The sequence below is a fragment of the Curtobacterium sp. MCPF17_047 genome (genome assembly GCF_003234045.1).
In the GTDB taxonomy this organism is placed as follows: Bacteria; Actinomycetota; Actinomycetes; order Actinomycetales; family Microbacteriaceae; genus Curtobacterium.
In genome coordinates, this window is sequence record NZ_QKSF01000020.1 from 16778 (window position 1) to 32235 (window position 15458).

The 15458-nt window shown below is 64.5% G+C and carries 21 protein-coding genes; 12 read left to right on the forward strand and 9 right to left on the reverse strand.

The window, feature by feature from the left end; translation table 11 throughout:
* Positions 1 to 69 precede the first annotated feature (69 nt).
* Positions 70 to 465 (forward strand): hypothetical protein, encoded by a 396-nt coding sequence (locus DEJ33_RS15695; protein ID WP_111195485.1) that lies wholly within the window; start codon positions 70 to 72, stop codon positions 463 to 465.
* Positions 466 to 475: 10 nt separating this feature from the next.
* Here DEJ33_RS15695 and DEJ33_RS15700 read toward each other — a convergent pair whose 3' ends face one another.
* Positions 476 to 1564, reverse strand: a complete 1089-nt coding sequence (locus DEJ33_RS15700; protein ID WP_111195486.1) for a site-specific integrase — start codon at positions 1562 to 1564, stop codon at positions 476 to 478.
* Complete coding sequence (locus DEJ33_RS15705; RefSeq protein ID WP_146242655.1) at positions 1561 to 2073, reverse strand: helix-turn-helix transcriptional regulator; 513 nt, start codon at positions 2071 to 2073, stop codon at positions 1561 to 1563. Before DEJ33_RS15705 ends, DEJ33_RS15700 begins: the two co-directional genes overlap by 4 nt.
* Positions 2074 to 2171: 98 nt before the next feature.
* Here DEJ33_RS15705 and DEJ33_RS15710 point away from each other — a divergent pair, with 98 nt between their 5' ends.
* The 3 genes from DEJ33_RS15710 to DEJ33_RS15720 all read left to right on the forward strand — a co-directional run bounded on the left by DEJ33_RS15710 (position 2172) and on the right by DEJ33_RS15720 (position 3744).
* A complete protein-coding gene (locus tag DEJ33_RS15710; protein ID WP_258378191.1) occupies positions 2172 to 2354 on the forward strand; it encodes a helix-turn-helix domain-containing protein in 183 nt (60 codons plus the stop codon).
* 92 nt (positions 2355 to 2446) lie between these two features.
* Positions 2447 to 2818: a hypothetical protein gene (locus tag DEJ33_RS15715; RefSeq protein WP_146240651.1), complete on the forward strand. Its 372-nt coding sequence runs from the start codon at positions 2447 to 2449 to the stop codon at positions 2816 to 2818.
* Between the two features lie 245 nt (positions 2819 to 3063).
* The gene (locus DEJ33_RS15720) at positions 3064 to 3744 is read left to right on the forward strand and encodes a hypothetical protein (protein ID WP_111195490.1); all 681 of its coding nucleotides are present in this window, start codon (positions 3064 to 3066) and stop codon (positions 3742 to 3744) included.
* A 252-nt stretch (positions 3745 to 3996) separates the two neighbouring features.
* Here the strand turns inward: DEJ33_RS15720 and DEJ33_RS15725 are convergent, their stop codons facing one another.
* Entirely contained in the window at positions 3997 to 4368 is a 372-nt protein-coding gene (locus tag DEJ33_RS15725; RefSeq protein WP_146242656.1) for a hypothetical protein, read from the reverse strand.
* A 226-nt stretch (positions 4369 to 4594) separates the two neighbouring features.
* Here DEJ33_RS15725 and DEJ33_RS15730 point away from each other — a divergent pair, with 226 nt between their 5' ends.
* The 5 genes from DEJ33_RS15730 to DEJ33_RS15745 all read left to right on the forward strand — a co-directional run bounded on the left by DEJ33_RS15730 (position 4595) and on the right by DEJ33_RS15745 (position 10185).
* Complete coding sequence (locus DEJ33_RS15730; protein ID WP_111195492.1) at positions 4595 to 5449, forward strand: hypothetical protein; 855 nt, start codon at positions 4595 to 4597, stop codon at positions 5447 to 5449.
* A gap of 112 nt (positions 5450 to 5561) precedes the next feature.
* Positions 5562 to 6089, forward strand: coding sequence for a hypothetical protein (locus DEJ33_RS15735; protein WP_111195493.1), 528 nt, complete (start codon positions 5562 to 5564; stop codon positions 6087 to 6089).
* Between the two features lie 636 nt (positions 6090 to 6725).
* Positions 6726 to 6896: a hypothetical protein gene (locus DEJ33_RS17355; protein ID WP_181437331.1), complete on the forward strand. Its 171-nt coding sequence runs from the start codon at positions 6726 to 6728 to the stop codon at positions 6894 to 6896.
* The gene (locus tag DEJ33_RS15740) at positions 6893 to 8956 is read left to right on the forward strand and encodes a hypothetical protein (RefSeq protein ID WP_111195494.1); all 2064 of its coding nucleotides are present in this window, start codon (positions 6893 to 6895) and stop codon (positions 8954 to 8956) included. Before DEJ33_RS17355 ends, DEJ33_RS15740 begins: the two co-directional genes overlap by 4 nt.
* 83 nt (positions 8957 to 9039) lie before the next feature.
* Positions 9040 to 10185: an acyltransferase gene (locus DEJ33_RS15745; RefSeq protein WP_111195495.1), complete on the forward strand. Its 1146-nt coding sequence runs from the start codon at positions 9040 to 9042 to the stop codon at positions 10183 to 10185.
* A 59-nt stretch (positions 10186 to 10244) separates the two neighbouring features.
* On the opposite strand, the gene DEJ33_RS17020 is transcribed toward DEJ33_RS15745, so the two are convergent.
* Positions 10245 to 10817, reverse strand: coding sequence for an HIRAN domain-containing protein (locus tag DEJ33_RS17020; protein ID WP_146242657.1), 573 nt, complete (start codon positions 10815 to 10817; stop codon positions 10245 to 10247).
* Positions 10818 to 10995: 178 nt separating this feature from the next.
* Between DEJ33_RS17020 and DEJ33_RS15755 the strand changes: the two genes are divergently transcribed.
* From DEJ33_RS15755 to DEJ33_RS15765, 3 genes are all read left to right on the forward strand, one after another.
* Positions 10996 to 11208, forward strand: coding sequence for a hypothetical protein (locus DEJ33_RS15755; RefSeq protein WP_111195497.1), 213 nt, complete (start codon positions 10996 to 10998; stop codon positions 11206 to 11208).
* A gap of 2 nt (positions 11209 to 11210) precedes the next feature.
* Positions 11211 to 11672 carry a hypothetical protein gene (locus tag DEJ33_RS15760; protein ID WP_111195498.1) on the forward strand — a complete coding sequence of 154 codons (462 nt, stop codon included), beginning with the start codon at positions 11211 to 11213 and terminating at the stop codon, positions 11670 to 11672.
* A 189-nt stretch (positions 11673 to 11861) separates the two neighbouring features.
* Complete coding sequence (locus DEJ33_RS15765; RefSeq protein ID WP_181437332.1) at positions 11862 to 12845, forward strand: Abi family protein; 984 nt, start codon at positions 11862 to 11864, stop codon at positions 12843 to 12845.
* 328 nt (positions 12846 to 13173) lie between these two features.
* Here the strand turns inward: DEJ33_RS15765 and DEJ33_RS15770 are convergent, their stop codons facing one another.
* From DEJ33_RS15770 to DEJ33_RS17790, 5 genes are all read right to left on the reverse strand, one after another.
* A complete protein-coding gene (locus tag DEJ33_RS15770; protein ID WP_111195500.1) occupies positions 13174 to 13746 on the reverse strand; it encodes a GntR family transcriptional regulator in 573 nt (190 codons plus the stop codon).
* A 21-nt stretch (positions 13747 to 13767) separates the two neighbouring features.
* Complete coding sequence (locus DEJ33_RS15775) at positions 13768 to 14058, reverse strand: hypothetical protein (protein ID WP_111195501.1); 291 nt, start codon at positions 14056 to 14058, stop codon at positions 13768 to 13770.
* 31 nt (positions 14059 to 14089) lie between these two features.
* Positions 14090 to 14506, reverse strand: a complete 417-nt coding sequence (locus tag DEJ33_RS15780; protein WP_146236940.1) for a hypothetical protein — start codon at positions 14504 to 14506, stop codon at positions 14090 to 14092.
* 334 nt (positions 14507 to 14840) lie between these two features.
* Entirely contained in the window at positions 14841 to 15125 is a 285-nt protein-coding gene (locus tag DEJ33_RS15785; protein WP_111195503.1) for a hypothetical protein, read from the reverse strand.
* Positions 15112 to 15342: a helix-turn-helix domain-containing protein gene (locus tag DEJ33_RS17790; protein WP_375342156.1), complete on the reverse strand. Its 231-nt coding sequence runs from the start codon at positions 15340 to 15342 to the stop codon at positions 15112 to 15114. Before DEJ33_RS17790 ends, DEJ33_RS15785 begins: the two co-directional genes overlap by 14 nt.
* Positions 15343 to 15458: the final 116 nt, after the last annotated feature.

Below are 15458 nucleotides of genomic sequence, written 5' to 3' on the forward strand. Positions count from 1 at the left end.
CCACGGCATCGCTCCACAGGTCGTCGACCAGGCCGCTGGGGGTGCTCTCCGCGGCGCCACGATCGTGGTATGACACATGACACGAAGCGCACCGGTCCACCTCCGTTCCCCGCACCTCCGGACGTCCGGCCAGGGCTCCGTCGCCGGGCTCCTCGACAGGGGCTGCGGCGCTGGGCAGCCGGGGCGGCGGTCGCCGTCGCCCTGGGCGCGGCGACTCCGCTCGGCCTCAGCGGGACCGCCGCGGCGAACGACCTCACCTTCCCGTTCTCGACCGGGTTCGCCACCGCGGACGGCGGCACGCTGAGCGGTGACGCCCACATCGTCGACGGTCGACTCCGCCTGACGGACGCCGTCTTCAACGCTGCGGGTGCCTGGGCGATGGACGACTCGTTCCCGTCCGACCGTGGGCTCGACATCGAGTTCGACTACGCGATGCAGTCTGCGGACGCCCGTACTCCCGGATGAGGAGGGGTGATCACGCCCCGCTGGTCCGCACCTGGTCCGCAGAAGCCGTCGTCGATGCCAGCAGGTCGGCGGCGGCTGCTCGCGTCCGGTCCGCGGCATCCGGGAACAGGTGGGCGTAGATGTTCAATGTGATGGACGGCGACGCGTGCCCCATCGCTCGAGAGACAGACACCGCGTCGAGGCCTGCCCGAATCAACCCGGAGGCGTAGAAATGCCGGTAGTCGTGCGGCGTGATACACTCGACGCCAGCGGCCCGGCACGCCTTCTCAAACCAGCGGCGCAAAGCGTCCGGTGACGGCGGGCTACCAGGCAGGAACCATCCGCCGACATGCTCGCCGACCTCAGTAAGGTGCGCAGACAGCCGCAGGGTCAACTCGGCCGGCACTGGCACGACGCGCTCGCTGCCGTGCTTGGGCGGGCACACCTCACGGACACCGCCCGGTCGGTTTTGGATCTGGCGCGCGACGTGGAGCTCCTGCTGCAACCAGCGCACGTCGGCGGTCTGCACCGCTGCGCCCTCACCGATGCGCAGCCCAGCGAACGCCATGACGTCGAGCAGCGGACGCAGGAACGGCTCGGCAGCCTCCCGTACGGCCTGAACCTCGGCCGGGGTTGGGATGCGCATCGTGTGCTCGATGCGGCGCACAGCGGGTAGGCGCAGGCCCTTCGTCGGATCCGTGGCGAGCGCCCGGTCGAGCACGGCCGCCTTCAGCACACCGCCTACGTAGCGCACCCTCGTCTGGATCGTCGAGGCAGCGAGGTTCGACTGCATGGCCTTGACCCACGCTTCCGCGTGCGACCGTCGAAGCTTCCCGAAAGGCACGTCGCGGAAGGTGCAGGAGTCGACTGCGTAGTCCGCATTCCTGCGCGTCCCAGCCGCCCACACCTGCATCGGTGCCCACTGCGCGTAGAACGTGGCCAGCGTCGCCTTCGACGCGGCCGGCGCAACGTACGTGCCCGTCAGTCGGGACGATGCGACCTCGTCCAACCAAGCCTGCCCGTCACGCTTGCGCTCGAAGTGGCGGGAATGTTCCTTGCCTTCATCGTCTCGGTAGCGTGCCCGCCACTTACCGTCCGGCCGCTGGCGGATGCTGCTCATAGTCCCGGTGCCTCGTTCCAAGCCCTCTCGAGCTCGGCAGGGACGTTCGTAGCAATCAAGGCATCGAGCCGTCGAACGACCTCCGCATGACGCTCCTGCTGGCTTGGAGTCATCTCTGACGCTTCCCGGCTCATCAGCTCGTCCCGCACCTTGCGGGCCTCCAACCAGTTCCAGCGGACGTGTCCAACCTGCGCAAGCACTGTTTCCATGAAGTTGTGCACCATCTCGGCGAGCTCATTCGCCGTCAAGATCTCGCGATCAATCTTGCCTGTACTGGTCATCTGGTCGACCGACGTCTGGAAGATGCGGGCGTACGCGAGAGCCTCGTTCATACGGATCGGCCGCTGCAACTTCTCCGTGCGTGACACGGTCATCGAGTTGGCGTAGTCAATGCCCTCGCTACGCAGTGCGTCTGCCATCTCTCCGAGAGTCCACCCACGTTGCTCCCGCCTGCGCGCGGCCTCGTGAGCGAACGCGATCTCGTGCGGGGAGTACTTGTCTTCAGCCACGCCCCACACTCTTTCACACTTGCGTGCTTGACAGCCAACGTTTCTGAGGTCACACTGGCGTTAGTTGGTTGCAACGAAACTGTGAAGGAGTCGAGATGATGACGAAGTTGCTCACCATCGAGGAGGCCGCGCCCCTCGTACGGAAGACCGAAACCGCCATGCGCTGGTGGATCCGACAAAAGACCTGCCCCATCAAGGTCGCCAAGATCGGCGGTCGCCTGTTCATACGCGAGTCCGACATCACGAGCTACATCGACGCGCAGTTCGCGGAGGCGTCGTGACGAGAGCGCGGTCCAACCAACGCAAAAAGGCCCCCGACCAGAGCGGCAACTCGGTCGAGGGCACCATCCACAACATCCCCGCAGGAGACACCATGAACAAGACAATCGTCACGGTAGCAGACGCCCGAGACATCCACTGGCACGACATCGACAGCTCAGCGGTTGTCCTCGTGCCATGCACCGAGGCCGGTTGCTACAGCTACGGAACGCCGCACCTCCTTACCTGGGGGGACCTGCTGCAGCACAAGGCGTCCGTCGTCACTGCTCAAGACACCCGCATAGAGGTCATCAAGTACGCCGCCTCCGAGGAGATCCCTGAGGCCGAGTCCAACTGGTACGTGGCTGGCTTTCTCGTCGACGACGACGTCCCGCTCACTCCCGAACGCCTGGCCTTCTTCATCGCGCACTACAACAGCGCAGTGGCGCTCGCTGCTGAGCTCAACGCCGCTGAGGTGCCCTGCTGATGGGTGCCGTGCCGGTGAAGGGAGGCAATCCGATCGAAGTGTCGGCCGCTGTCGGGTCTGTCGAGCTCATGGTGTCGGCACTCGTGACACGCCTCGATAGCAACCAAGCCCGTCGGCTCGCCGTGTGCCTCATTGAGGCCGCTTCCGACGCGGACAACCCCACGACCGCCGATTGGCCGTGACCCAGACCGGGTGCTGCCGGATTCCCCTGCCGGCAGTGCCCCACCCCTCGGAAGGGAGGACAGATGACTGACGCACGGTTCCCCGAGCGCTACTTGAGCGACAGACGGGTGCTGAAGCTCAAGCCAGACGTCTTCCGCGGCTGGGTGCTCACCACTGCATGGAGTGTGTCCAACCGCACCGACGGCTACGTCGCGCAGGACGATCTCCCTCTCCTGCCGTTCATGCCGCAGAACGGGCCGGCCACGCTCGTTTCGCTTGACCTTTGGGCTGCTGTCGAAGGTGGCTGGCTGATCTCGGACTTTGAGCAGACGCAGACCAGCAAGCACGACCTCGAGGTGCTGGACAACATGCGGCGTGCTCAGCGTCAGAAGAAGGCGCGGCAGCGAGCGGCGAAAGGGTCAACGCCTTCCTTTTCGGATGTACCCGGGGACAGTACCGGGGACGTGTACCCGGGGACGTCCCGGGGACGTGTCCCCGAGGACAAGACAGGAGAGGAAAGGCCAGGCAGGGATCAAGAGAAGTGGTTCGTCGAGAACGAGACCGGCGAGATCACTGACCCTGCTCCTTCCGTCCCTGCTGGTTCTTCGGTGACCACTTGGGCTGTGGCACCGATCGGCCGGATGGCGTGCAAGGTGCCGGGCTGTTCGACGGACGTCTCCGAGATCTCCGCTGACGTCTGCTGGTCGCAGGATGACGCGCACAATGCCTACCGGGATCAGCACGGGTGGGGGAGTGCCGCCTGATGCCCCGCAGCCGAAGTGCTCAGTCCTTCGGTTCTCCGTCGCTGACGTACCGCGACCCAAACGGTGAGACGGCTGTCCGGAACTTGATGCCCGGCAACGTCTCGATCACGTGGCCGGATGGGTCAACGGTGTGGGTGGCGGAGGACGACGTCGGACCTCTCGTCGCAGCTGTACAGGCGAACTACAACCTCAGGCAGACACGTCGAGGGCATCTCTGGGCAAGCCGGCCACAGAGCGCTGCTCGCGACTGATTCATCGCCTCGAGGTGATCTCCCAACCGAATAGGCGGAGGACGCGGCGTCGCTGCTGAGCCTCGACCGCGTCCTCCGCCTCCACTTCCTGCGAAGCACCGATAGCTGTCAGCTGGATTCCGGTGAGGAGCAGGAGAACCCCGAAGGCAACCCAAGTGAGCACGCCGAACGGGACCACGAGACCTTCCGCGGCGACGCCGATTACGGCGACGGCGGTACCGACGATGCCGGCTCCGATCGACGGGATGGTGATCCAGTTCCGGAACCAGGGCAACACCCGGATGCGGGGATGCACCCGGGACGCCTCGAGGACGTTCGCGAGGACGAAGACGGGGATCACTTGGGCAAGCAGCCCACACACGGCCGGTGTCACCCCCACACCCTGCCACGGACCCAGGTCCGCACACGCCAACCGCCCAGCAACCGCAGGGCGGCCCAACCCTCACGCAGAGGAAAGACACGCATGACCCGACACGACGACCAGATCGAAGCGGCAGCGCTCGCCGCAGCGAACCCCAACATCCCCGAGGGCGACCCCACCGAAGACCTCGACAAGTTCGCCGCCGACGCCTTCAACCACTGAACACGAAAGGACCACCATGACCGACACCACCAGCACCACGATGACCACCGCTGCAACCGAGGCGCTCGACGGCGCACGGGCCAAGCTCGCCAGGCTCGAGGCCGCACGCGAGCGCCAGGAGCGGGAAGCGTTGGAAGGCAAGCTCGATGCGACGAGTCTCGCCGACTTCCGCGACCGACTCGAACTCGCGCGAGCTGTCGCAGCTGCAGCAGAGCGTGCAGTCGCGCAGGAGCAGTCCAAGCTTGCAGACCCGGACACCATCCGGGCCACCCTGCAGGAGTTCCAGACGGACGACGCCGTGGGCATCAAGCAGCTCAGCGCGGCGCTCAAGGCCCTGAGCACCGCAGCCGCCACCGTTGAGGTGGTCGCGGGACGACGTAACGCTGCTGTCCAGCAGTGGCGGGAGCGATTGATGCAGCTCGGCATCCCCGCGCGAGGGTTCTCCTTCGACGGCAACGCCGTCACCATCTCAGGCCGAGGAGACGACGCGAAGGTGACCGTCGCCGGACGCGGCGTCACGGCCACCAGTCACATCAACCGGCTCATCGCCGGATCCATCCCCGCCGCTGCGCAGAAGGCACAGCCGCTCGACACCAACACCATCGGCAACGACGACACCCGCACGACCACCAGCAGTCACGCGGAAGTGCGGCTCCTCACCGACACGGGTGGCAAGAAGGCGGGAACCATTCTCTCCACTCGGAGTGGGTACACGGTGTCCGTACTTCGGCGGCTCGTTGCGTATGGCAGCGCTGAACTCGTCAGTGGTGAGCTCGGCGAGATGACGCTCTTCGACCAGGATGCCGAAGCTTCGCGGGAAGCGCAGGCAGAGCGGTGGGCTGACGCGACCGAGTGCCCAGTGTCGCAATAGCGGGCACGCTTCCGCAGGGCGATGCTGATCGGTGCCCGGCACCCACCAGTGCTGGGCACCGATTCCGACCTGATACTGACCAGCGAGAGCGGGTAGGCCGATAGGACTGACCGTGTTGTCACTCGTCACGCTCGCCACGCCACCCTTCGTCGTGTTCGGAATTGATATCGGCTCAGCGGTTCCAGTGCTGGGCTCGGTGGTGCAATGGATAAGCCTGGTAGCGAGCGTCGTGGCAATCGTCTTGACGATTAGAGCTGCACGGAGGGCAGGTGCTCGGGACCTCCGGGAACAGGTCTCGGCGGTCTTCATCCGGCGCGAGAACTTTCCTGATTTGGACGTGCCCACGCGTCAGACAACCATCGTCAATCAGAGCCAACAGTCATTGTGGGACGTTGTTGTCGAGGAGCAACCGCCGGGCGAGAAGGTCGTCCGCTACAAGCTGCAGACACTCGGCGAGCTCAAGGCCGGCGAACGTAGGACCCACTCCACCTATGGCAAGGACGTGCGAGTGACGCTCATCGCTACCGACTATCAAGGCCGGAATTGGGAGCAGCGCGTCGATGTACCCGGCAAGTGGAAGCAGTCGAGTCGGGACGCCCGAGACCTGCATGACAAAGCGAACCCCTCGAAGCTGGACTGACCTCGCTGAAGGATTACCCAAGGGTAGACCCGACTCGATCGAGGCCCGGATCGGCGGGTGGGGGGTACCCCCTCGCCGAGGGTGGCGGTAACCGCCGGATAGCAGTTCTCATCCTGCGTGCGCCGTTCCTCTGTTTTTCGCCGCGCAAAAGCCCTGTTCAGCGGCCGATTCGGCCGAAAACGGCCTCAGACGTGCCCTCAAACTCGGCGGGCACGCTGGCGCTACTTCCGCGCGAATCCGGCGATTATCCGTTTCATCGGGCCAGGAGAGTATTCCGAAGGCGCAGCAGGGCCGCTCAGTGACTTCGGTGCGGAACTTGCATGTAGACAGGCGGAACCGGGCCATTTTCGGCTCATAAAGGCCGAAAACTGTTAGAATTAGAGCGCCTGCTGAAGCTCGCAGGTAAGTCGAGATGTTCACTCTCTCGGCTGCTCTCGCCGTAAGTGCTTACTGCGCCGGGACGCAGTTCTCGTTCTGGCTGGGTGCGTGTCTGCCCCGGTCGTCATCATCGGCAGGGATCGTAGTGCTCCCAAAGGTCAGGCCGTCGACCAGTTCTTAGATGCTCGTCCGAAGAGCTCGTCCGGCAGCTTTGGCCGTGCTGATGGTGTTTAGCTCTCGAAGCCCGAGGAGGGCCTCATGCTCAGTCTTAGCAAGCTCATCGCCGCACTGTCGGAGAACGGCATCGTGCACGTCGGCCTCGAGCCGCCGCCCTCGTCTCAGCCGGGATGGTGGCTGCAGGTGAACCCGGACGACCTCGACGACCCGGCGAACACGAACGGACTCCACAAGTGGAGGGACGAGCGATGACGTGGAATCGGAAGGCAGACCTCAAGGGCCCGCGTGGCCCCCAGGGCGACCCGGGCGATCCGTCGGCGGCCGTCTTCTCGGCGTTCCAGAGCGCGGGGATCGCGTCGCTACGGACAAACCTGATCCAGAACCCCGCGTTCGGTGTCGACCTTGCCGGCTGGAAGACGGTCGCCGGCACCGGCGGTACCACGACGTTCACCCGTCAGGCGTGCTCGTTCCAGGCAGGGTACTCCGCTCGGATCACGTGGACGACGGGTCCTACGGCGCAGGGCGGTGGCGTCGCTTACGACGCGCAGCCGATTCCTGCCGGCGCGACGCGGATGGCGGCGTCGGCGAAGATCAAGCTGAGCGCGACGCGGAAGGTGCGTTTCTCGTTCCAGTGGCGGACCTCGGCAGGGGCGTACATCTCGGACACGTTCACCACGGCAACCACGGTTGCGGCTGGTGATGTGACCGTGCTGACGTTCGCGGCCAACGTGCCAGCGACCGCCGCCACTGTGCAGGTCTCGATCCTCGAGGCCGGGGCGGACACCCTCTGGGTTGCCGGCGACTCGATGGAGTACACGAACGTTCTGCTCGAGAGCGTCGCCTCCACCGCGGTCGCGCCGGGCTCCTACTTCGATGGCAGCAGCCCGCTCTCGGCGTGGGCGGGCACGAATCACGCGTCGATCTCTCAAGGGCTGTCCGTCGGCGGGTACGTCAGAGTGGTCGAGGGGCCGCTCTCGTTCCTCGACGGCAGGGTCGGGGGTAACGCATCCGGAATCGACAACGCGGCCGCGTTCAACAGAGCGATGGCGCTGCTCGCGCCTGCCGGCGGTGAGCTGTTCGTACCACCCGGCATCTACAAGTTCGCGACGCGACCCGACAACGTCCCGGGCGGCGTGTGGGTACGCGGCACCGGCTACGACTACGCGATCCCGGGGCGAGCGTCACGCATGTCGGTGTTCCAAGCCACCGCGGCGATGGACAACTTCATCCGCCTCGGCTCGAGCGCCACGTCGAACGCAGCCGGTCAGACCGGAGCCTCGCTCGCGGAAATCATCATCGACGGCAATAACCTGCCCGACACCGTCGTCCAGACGCTGGGACGGCGCAACAACCTGCAGAACGTGCAGATCCAGTCGGGCAAGGTCCGCGCCTTCCACGTGGCCGGCCAGAACATGCGGTTCGTCGGCGGCGTCGTCCACCAGGACAACGTCGGAGACTGCATCCTCGTCGACGGGGCTGGCGTCATCGACAACAAGATTTGGGACGCCCAGATCCGAGGCATGGGCACAGTCGGTGCCGGCGTTCACCTCGTCAACGGCGGGAACCTCGACGTCGAACGCAACCACCTGTGGGCGGGAGGGAACGGTGTCCCGCACGACGCCGTCGCCCTCATCTGGCTCGAAGCCACGACGGCCGGGGCGACCTCGAACAACGTCGTCGGTCAGGTTCTCATCGACGGGAACACGATCGAGGGTGTCCTCGGCGCTGAGATCATGTTCCAGGGTCGCGACGCGGCGAGCATCATCAGGAACGTCGTCGTGGCAAACAACCGGTTCTACCAGAACAACGACGCGCCGGACGACCTGTACTCGGTGCTCGCTCTCCGCGGCGGCCAGATCTCCGGATTGGCAGTCGGCCCGAACATGTTCGGCGGGTCGGGTGCCACGGCGATGTACAAGTCCTTCGTCGACATCGACGCGGACGTGGTGTCGCTGAAGCGGTCCTCGTTCGACGGGAACGTCGGCCACTATGCGCGGAAGTGGGCGTCGGGAGCAAACGCGGCGCTGCTCACCGCCGACCAGGTCGGCATGAACCACACCAACAACGGTGCCGCCGACCTCAGGACGCGCGACATCGGACGTGTCGACCTCGGCATAGCGGACGGGGTGAAGACCACGTTCAGCTTCAACCACCGGTTGGTCACGTCGCCGGCTTCTGTCCGGCTCACCGCAGCCTCACCGGCTGCTGCGGGACCGCACTACGTCGTGTCCGACGCCGCGCAGATCAACATCACGTTCACCACTCCGCCGGCTCCGGGTGCTGTTCGCTTCGACTACGAGGCCAACTGCTAGCTCGGCAACGACTAGACCCCCTCGAGTTTCCTTCGGGAACTCGAGGGGGTCTTTCGTCGTTTCCGGCGTGCTAGCTTCTCGTCGTGGGGTCAGCGGATAGCCGAGTCGCGTTCAAATTTGCTGATGGACTGCGAGCGATCGCGGCAATCGGCGTGGCCCTCTTCCACACCTACACGTATACCGGGATGTCGGAGCAGAACCAGCAGCTCCCCATCGTCTTCAAGGTCCTGAACCTCGGGGACTTCGCCGTCGCCGTGTTCATCGTCCTCTCCGGCTTCGTGTTGATGCTGCCCGTTGCGAAGACCACTGACCTGTCGCTCCGCGGCGGCGTCACCGGGTTCTTGAAGCGTCGAGCTCGCCGCATCCTGCCGCCGTACTATGCCGCGCTGATCGCCTACCTCATCGTCATCCTGGTGATCCCCGGATTGAACGAGAAGACCGGGACAGCCTGGGACTCAAAGGTCCCGGTCACAGTCGGCGGCGTCGTGTCCCACCTGCTAATGCTCCACAACCTGTCGCCGGACTGGGTCTACCAGGTCGACGGACCCGCCTGGTCGGTGGCGACAGAGTGGCAGATCTACTTCGCGATGCCGTTGCTGCTGCTGCCGCTGTGGCGACGCTTCGGTGGCCGTGTCGCTGTCACGATCGCGGTCATCCTTGGTTGGGCGGTGCACTTCCTTCTCCCGCAGGTCGACGTGGCGCACTTCTGGTTCCTCGGCCTGTTCGCGTTGGGGATGGCGGCCGGCTGGTACGTGCACAAGGGGACTGCACGTGTGAGTGGTGGGCTCGTCACCGCGTCCCTCGTCGTGACGCTCGTGCCCGCGGCCGCCGCGTTCGGCCTCGTCCATCGGTTCGCGTGGCTCAGTGAGACGGCGGTGGGCGCAGCAGTTGCGCTCCTCCTCGTGTGGATGGCGCAGCGGACCGTGAGCGGTGAGACGACGTGGGCTCATCGGCTGCTCGAGTGGCGTCCGCTGGTGCAGGTGGGGAACTGGTCATACAGCCTCTACCTCGTCCACAGCCCGATCGTCGGCATAGCGAACCTCGTCCTCCTGCCCGTCCAGATGCCGCTGCTCGTACGCTTCTTGCTCCTCGCGCTGGTAGCGCTGCCGATCGCAGCTGCAATCAGCTACGGCTTCCACGGGCTGGTGGAGCGGCGATTCATGACCAGCCATCAACAGTCGGTTCGCCACACGGATGAGGCGCGGCGTACCACCGCCGCCACACGCTGATCGCTGCTCGGCCCCACGAAGAGCTCGCTCAAAGCCTGCTGCGCTGACGCTCCCGGGCGCTAAACTTTGTTTGTGGGGCCACCCCGCTCGACGGTTGGGTAGGCGCGTAGCGCTGCGATCGGCGGGAGAACTACCCAGAGTTTCATCGAGTCGACCGGCGGTTCCCCGGCGACGCGGTACCCCTTCGCTCCGATCCGATCGAGTTGCGGAGCATACGATGCGGCCTTCGCTCGCGCGAGGTAGCCCACCTTCCGCGTCGCGTCGTACACGGCAACCGCGTTCAAGTCGTGTTGGTTCTTTGGCTCCCGGACGAGCATGTACGCATCCCCGCCGACAGTCTTGCGCTTGCTGTGAGGCACGACGTGTGCTGTCCCCACGATCCGCAGTCGGGCTCCGCCCAGCGGGCGTAGGTCGGCGGTCATCTCCTCGGCGATGTTGAGCCGAGCCAGAGCTGTCCGAGGAGTCCGAGCCGGTGGGCAGGTAACTTCCTCAGTCTGCGCCTGATTGGCCGCCGCCGCAGGTTCCGGCGGCGGCGTTGCTGGATCCTCGTGCCGGTGTGGGCGACCGCGGACGAACACGACCAAGGCGACCGCGGCGACCGCAAGCAGGAGCGCGATGACCAGAAGGACCACGCCACCACACTACCGAGGCCGAGCAACGACCGGGATAGTTGCCGACCGATGCCGCTACCCGCGACGATTCCCTCGGGTTCCCTCGGGTTCCCTTTGGGAACCCGCGGGGTCCCCCAACTGGGGACGGTCCACCAGCGCCTTAGCCCGCTAATCTCCAACAGATCCTGAGGGGGACTCCATGTACGAAGACTCTGGCGCGAGCGTCGCCGGAAGCCTGGTCGGTGTCATCATCATCGCCGTCGTCAGCCTGCTGATCCTGTTCGTCATCATCCGCACCGCCGTCACGCAAGGCATGAACGCGCACTACAAGACCGTCCGCCGCTTCCAAGCGACCGGTGAGTGGCGTTACAGCACGGATGGCAAGTCGAAGCCACTCGACCTCGAGCAGTAGAAATGGCTGACACTCTCATCACGGTGCTCACCGCGGTTGGCCCGCCGGCGTTGGCCGTCGCGGGGAAGATCGCTCTTTCGAACCGAGAGCCGACACAGCTCAAGCGCATGAAGCGACACTCTGATCTCCTCGAACACCTGCCAGCAGACGCGCAGGTCCACATGGAGCGCTTGCTCGCTGCTGAGTCGGAAAATTACGCTGATGACCAGATCTTTCGGATGAAACGGAAGCTCGATGGCGGTTCGCTCGCCGCTCTGATCTTCGTCGGAGTCCTGACGGCAGGCGTGATCGTTGCTGGCTTCGCCCTCGCGGGCGTCCTGCACGCGCCGTGGGTCCACTTCATCACGGGCACGGTTGCCCTCTTCGGCCTGCTCCTGATGATCGTCGGGCTAGGACAGGTGTGGAAGGATCCGGAAGCATCGAGTCAGTCGAGGCAGTCTTCGAACCCGGAATCCGCAGTGTGAAATACGTACGTCTTGTTGTCAATGTCGACACGCCGCGTGCCCCCCGAACGGGGGGTACGCAGGGGTGGTGATTGCCACTCGGTATCAAGTAGCGTAACGATCATAAACACCGACCCCGCTGTCTATCGCCGACGTTCGCGTCAAGGATAGTTCAAGGGTCGGTTTTCTTTTTCCGGGGGCCTGCGCGTTTTGTCTGACATAAAGCCACACCTGACGTATGAGCAGCAGCTAAAGAAAATCACCGACCGGGGGCTTTCCAACAGCAATAGAGAAGCGGCTATTGCTGCTTTAAAGCGAGTTGGCTATTACCGACTTTCGGCCTACACCTACCCGTTCCGCATCCGCGAGGCAGACGGTCGAGTGCTAGATGATTTCGAGCCCGATGCCACGCTCGAGGATGCCCTCAGGCTTTATGCCTTCGATGCCAAGATTCGATCTATTTTGCTCGAGGGGCTGAATGCCATTGAAATCGGTCTGTCGGTGCAGATAGGCTATACACTTGGCAAACGAGACCCGCTCGGGCATATCGGCACCGACCACCTGAACTTTGCGCGTTGCGCCGAGTTGGTCGGCAAGCCGGAGGATAAGAAGACGCGATACGAGGCCTGGCATGCCCGGTACGAAAAGCTTCGTGGCGACGCTAAAGACGAAGAGTACGTCAAGCACCACATGCGGGAATATGACGGCCGCCTTCCGATCTGGGTAGCAACCGAGTTCATGGACTTCGGGTGCCTCGTTTGGCTCTTTGATTTGCTCGTGCCCGAGGATAAGAAGAAGATCACGGAAAGCTTTGGGCTCAATAGGGAAGCCTACGGAGTGCTTCATCGATGGCTGAAGGCCCTCAATATCCTACGGAACAACGCTGCGCACAGTAACCGGGTGTGGAATCGGGTTACAGTGGACGCTCCGCCGAAGTTCCCAAACAAGTTTGTAGATGAGCGACTTCATCACACGAATGCCATCGAGAATCCAGCAAGACTCCGACTATATGTTGCCGCAGCGATGATCGCTTACCTAACGACCCAGGTGGACCCGGGTACGCAGTGGCCTCGGTCATTCGCCACTCAGGCCAAGAAGCTTGGATCAGTTCGCGGCCGCACCTTACAAACGGAGATGGGGTTCCCTGATGACTGGGCGACGAAGCCCCTGTGGCACTGGCTGCCGCGGTTTTAGTTGAGCTCTGGCCAAGCCGATCGTTTAGTTAGCGCCTCCGGTCGAACGGCATCCCTCCACACCCACGCCGAGTCTGTAGTTTGGCCTGAGCCCCACTCGACGAGGACAGCGCGATCAGTCCAAGCGATGACGCGCGCCTCGACCTCAAGGATGCGGTCAGAAAACACCACCCAAGCCAGCACCGGGTCTGGCTTGGGCAAGTCGAAAACCGGACCGCCGTACGCCGCTTCGGGCAGCGAGAGCGCCGGACCTGTCGACCATCGGTCGCGTCGTCTTCTGGCCACGCATCGACGGTAACTAGGGCCACCGACAGCGTTGTGGGTGGTGCCTAGAGCTTTGAGAGTGATGCCGCGGAAGCTGCTGCAGCATCCCATTCGATCACGGCGTCCGCAGCCGCAGCATGGAACTTCACGCGTCCGCGCACTGCCGTCTCCGTAGCGGTGAACAGCTGATTGCTGAGGCCAGCAACGAGAACAGCGGCGGCGTCCTGCAGATCCCGGTATGCCGACAGGTCCTTGCCGTCCAGCTTCTTCGCGAGCGGCTTAGCGGCGGCAGCTGCTTCCTTACGCGCCTCAGCGCTCGCCTCTGCTGCATGGTCGATAGCCCAAGTCCGGAGCGCAGCAAGGAGCGTGGCCGCTTCGTCGTGCGCTGCAGCCGAGACGGAGGCCACCCGCGTGTAACGGTTCGCAGCCATCTCTACGAGTCCTTCGGACTGGAGGCGCGCGATCGCTTCGCGGACGGGTGTACGAGAGACGCCAAGCCAACTGGTCAACTCGTCGTCGTTGAGGCGTTCGCCGGCAACGAGTGTCCCGTCTTCAATCGCACCGAGCATCTGTTCGTAGACGACATCACGAAGGAGACGGCGGGGACCCTGGGCTGCTGCTGACGTGGGTACAGGCATGACGACACCATATCCCGGATATCAGCGCGCGTTCCGGTCTAGGTGCCGGCGGAAGACGTAGTCGCGGTCCACCAGCACCTCCTGCAGTCGTCCCTGCCACGACGTCTGCACCAGCACAGCCACCTCACACGACGCAACCGCGAAGCACTTGAGATGCAGCTTGCCCGGGATCTGCTCGAACGCGATGTCGGCCCACACCGGCTGCGGAGGGTCGATCGTCGCCAGGGGGCCGGCGAGCTTGGGGTCCAAGCTCACCGGCTGGTGCAGGGTGATGTCCTGATGCTCCGGGGGAGACCACTGGTGCTCGGCCATGCGGTGATGCTGCCGCCGGCCGCCGACATCGCTACTCCGCGCCCTTGAAGTAGACGGAGGCGTCTGCACCCGCGAAGGCGCGGATGACCCAGGTACCACCGGACACGGCTGCCGTCGGCACCTTCGCGCAGACAGTTCCGGTTTGTGAGGCATTGGGGTACATCGGTTGAGCCGCGAGGACGTCTGATCCCGGCAGCTGCCCGCACTCACCGATGCTCTGGTAGGAGTTGCCGTCATTGCCGACGTAGTAGACGCCCCAACTCGAGGTTGGGCTGGCCCCGTCTGCTGGGCTTTCGGCGCTCGTGCCATAGGCGACCGTTCCCAGGACGAAGTTCTCACCAGCAGCAGGCGCAGTATTGAACTCGTTCGCCGCCTTGATGTCCGGCCAGCCGTCGGCTTTCGTGCTCTGCCATGTGAAGGTCCAGATCGACGTCGCGTCGTACTGCACAGGCTTGCTGTAGTCGTACGGGTTCTCGCGGCTACCCACTTGGGGTGCAGCAGCAGCCGAAGGCGACTGCGTCGTGGTGGGAGTTGCGCGTGCCGCTGTCGGCGTCGTGTCACTCTCCACCGGCCCGCCGCTAGAGCAACCGACGAGCACGAGAGCGGCTGCGCCTGCGATGGTGAACGTGGCTAAAGTGCGACTGATCCTCACTCGTGGATCGTAAACCACCGTTGACGCCGGCCGCTGTCCCCTGGCTGAGGGGCGTTAGCCGTGACTTCGGGGCCGTGCTGAACCTGCTAAGCGTCGGGCGCACAAGATGCTCGGGGGCGGTCGATAGAGCTCACGGCCGGCCTGCCCGGAGCCAAGCGGCGTAGCGGGACGCGGCCTCCCGATCGACAATCCATTTCGTTCCGTTCGGCTGCGTCGCCGACAGATCACCGCTGCGGATGTCATTGCGAACGTACTGGGCGGACATACCAGTCACGGCCGCGACGTCGGCCACGCTGTAGAGCAGCTTGCGCTCGTCGGCTTCCGGCCCGGACCGCGACGCTGCGGCCACGCGCTCGACCTCCTCCCGGACGATCCGTCTGATGATGCTCTCGATGCCGCCTTCAGGGACGCTCATCGAGGTTCCGCATGAACGAGCTCGGGTCTCGGCCGGTCAGCAATGCGATGTAGACGATCTCCGTGAAGGTGATGTGCCGTTCCCCTCGCAGCTTCCGATACAGGCTCGAGACCGACATGTGCGCTCGTGGTGCCGCCTCCTCGACCGTCATCCCCGCTTCGCGTAGCGCTGCCCGCATTCTCTTCGCCACCAAGCGATTCGATTCATCTATTTCCATGCCGTGCAGCCTGCACGGCGTCGCTTCTCCACATGGGTCAGACCTAACGGCGTCCTCTCAGCGACCGTTGTCCAAGACATGCGCGAAGTCTGCGACGTCCGGCTACGTCTGGGTCT

Coding starts and splice junctions, on each gene's coding strand:
- DEJ33_RS15695 (WP_111195485.1), top strand. CDS start 70: ATGACACATGACACGAAGCGCACCGGTCCACCTCCGTTCCCCGCACCT.
- DEJ33_RS15700 (WP_111195486.1), bottom strand. CDS start 1,564: ATGAGCAGCATCCGCCAGCGGCCGGACGGTAAGTGGCGGGCACGCTAC.
- DEJ33_RS15710 (WP_258378191.1), top strand. CDS start 2,172: ATGACGAAGTTGCTCACCATCGAGGAGGCCGCGCCCCTCGTACGGAAG.
- DEJ33_RS15715 (WP_146240651.1), top strand. CDS start 2,447: ATGAACAAGACAATCGTCACGGTAGCAGACGCCCGAGACATCCACTGG.
- DEJ33_RS15720 (WP_111195490.1), top strand. CDS start 3,064: ATGACTGACGCACGGTTCCCCGAGCGCTACTTGAGCGACAGACGGGTG.
- DEJ33_RS15730 (WP_111195492.1), top strand. CDS start 4,595: ATGACCGACACCACCAGCACCACGATGACCACCGCTGCAACCGAGGCG.
- DEJ33_RS17355 (WP_181437331.1), top strand. CDS start 6,726: ATGCTCAGTCTTAGCAAGCTCATCGCCGCACTGTCGGAGAACGGCATC.
- DEJ33_RS15740 (WP_111195494.1), top strand. CDS start 6,893: ATGACGTGGAATCGGAAGGCAGACCTCAAGGGCCCGCGTGGCCCCCAG.
- DEJ33_RS15755 (WP_111195497.1), top strand. CDS start 10,996: ATGTACGAAGACTCTGGCGCGAGCGTCGCCGGAAGCCTGGTCGGTGTC.
- DEJ33_RS15760 (WP_111195498.1), top strand. CDS start 11,211: ATGGCTGACACTCTCATCACGGTGCTCACCGCGGTTGGCCCGCCGGCG.
- DEJ33_RS15770 (WP_111195500.1), bottom strand. CDS start 13,746: ATGCCTGTACCCACGTCAGCAGCAGCCCAGGGTCCCCGCCGTCTCCTT.
- DEJ33_RS15775 (WP_111195501.1), bottom strand. CDS start 14,058: ATGGCCGAGCACCAGTGGTCTCCCCCGGAGCATCAGGACATCACCCTG.
- DEJ33_RS15785 (WP_111195503.1), bottom strand. CDS start 15,125: ATGAGCGTCCCTGAAGGCGGCATCGAGAGCATCATCAGACGGATCGTC.
- DEJ33_RS17790 (WP_375342156.1), bottom strand. CDS start 15,342: ATGGAAATAGATGAATCGAATCGCTTGGTGGCGAAGAGAATGCGGGCA.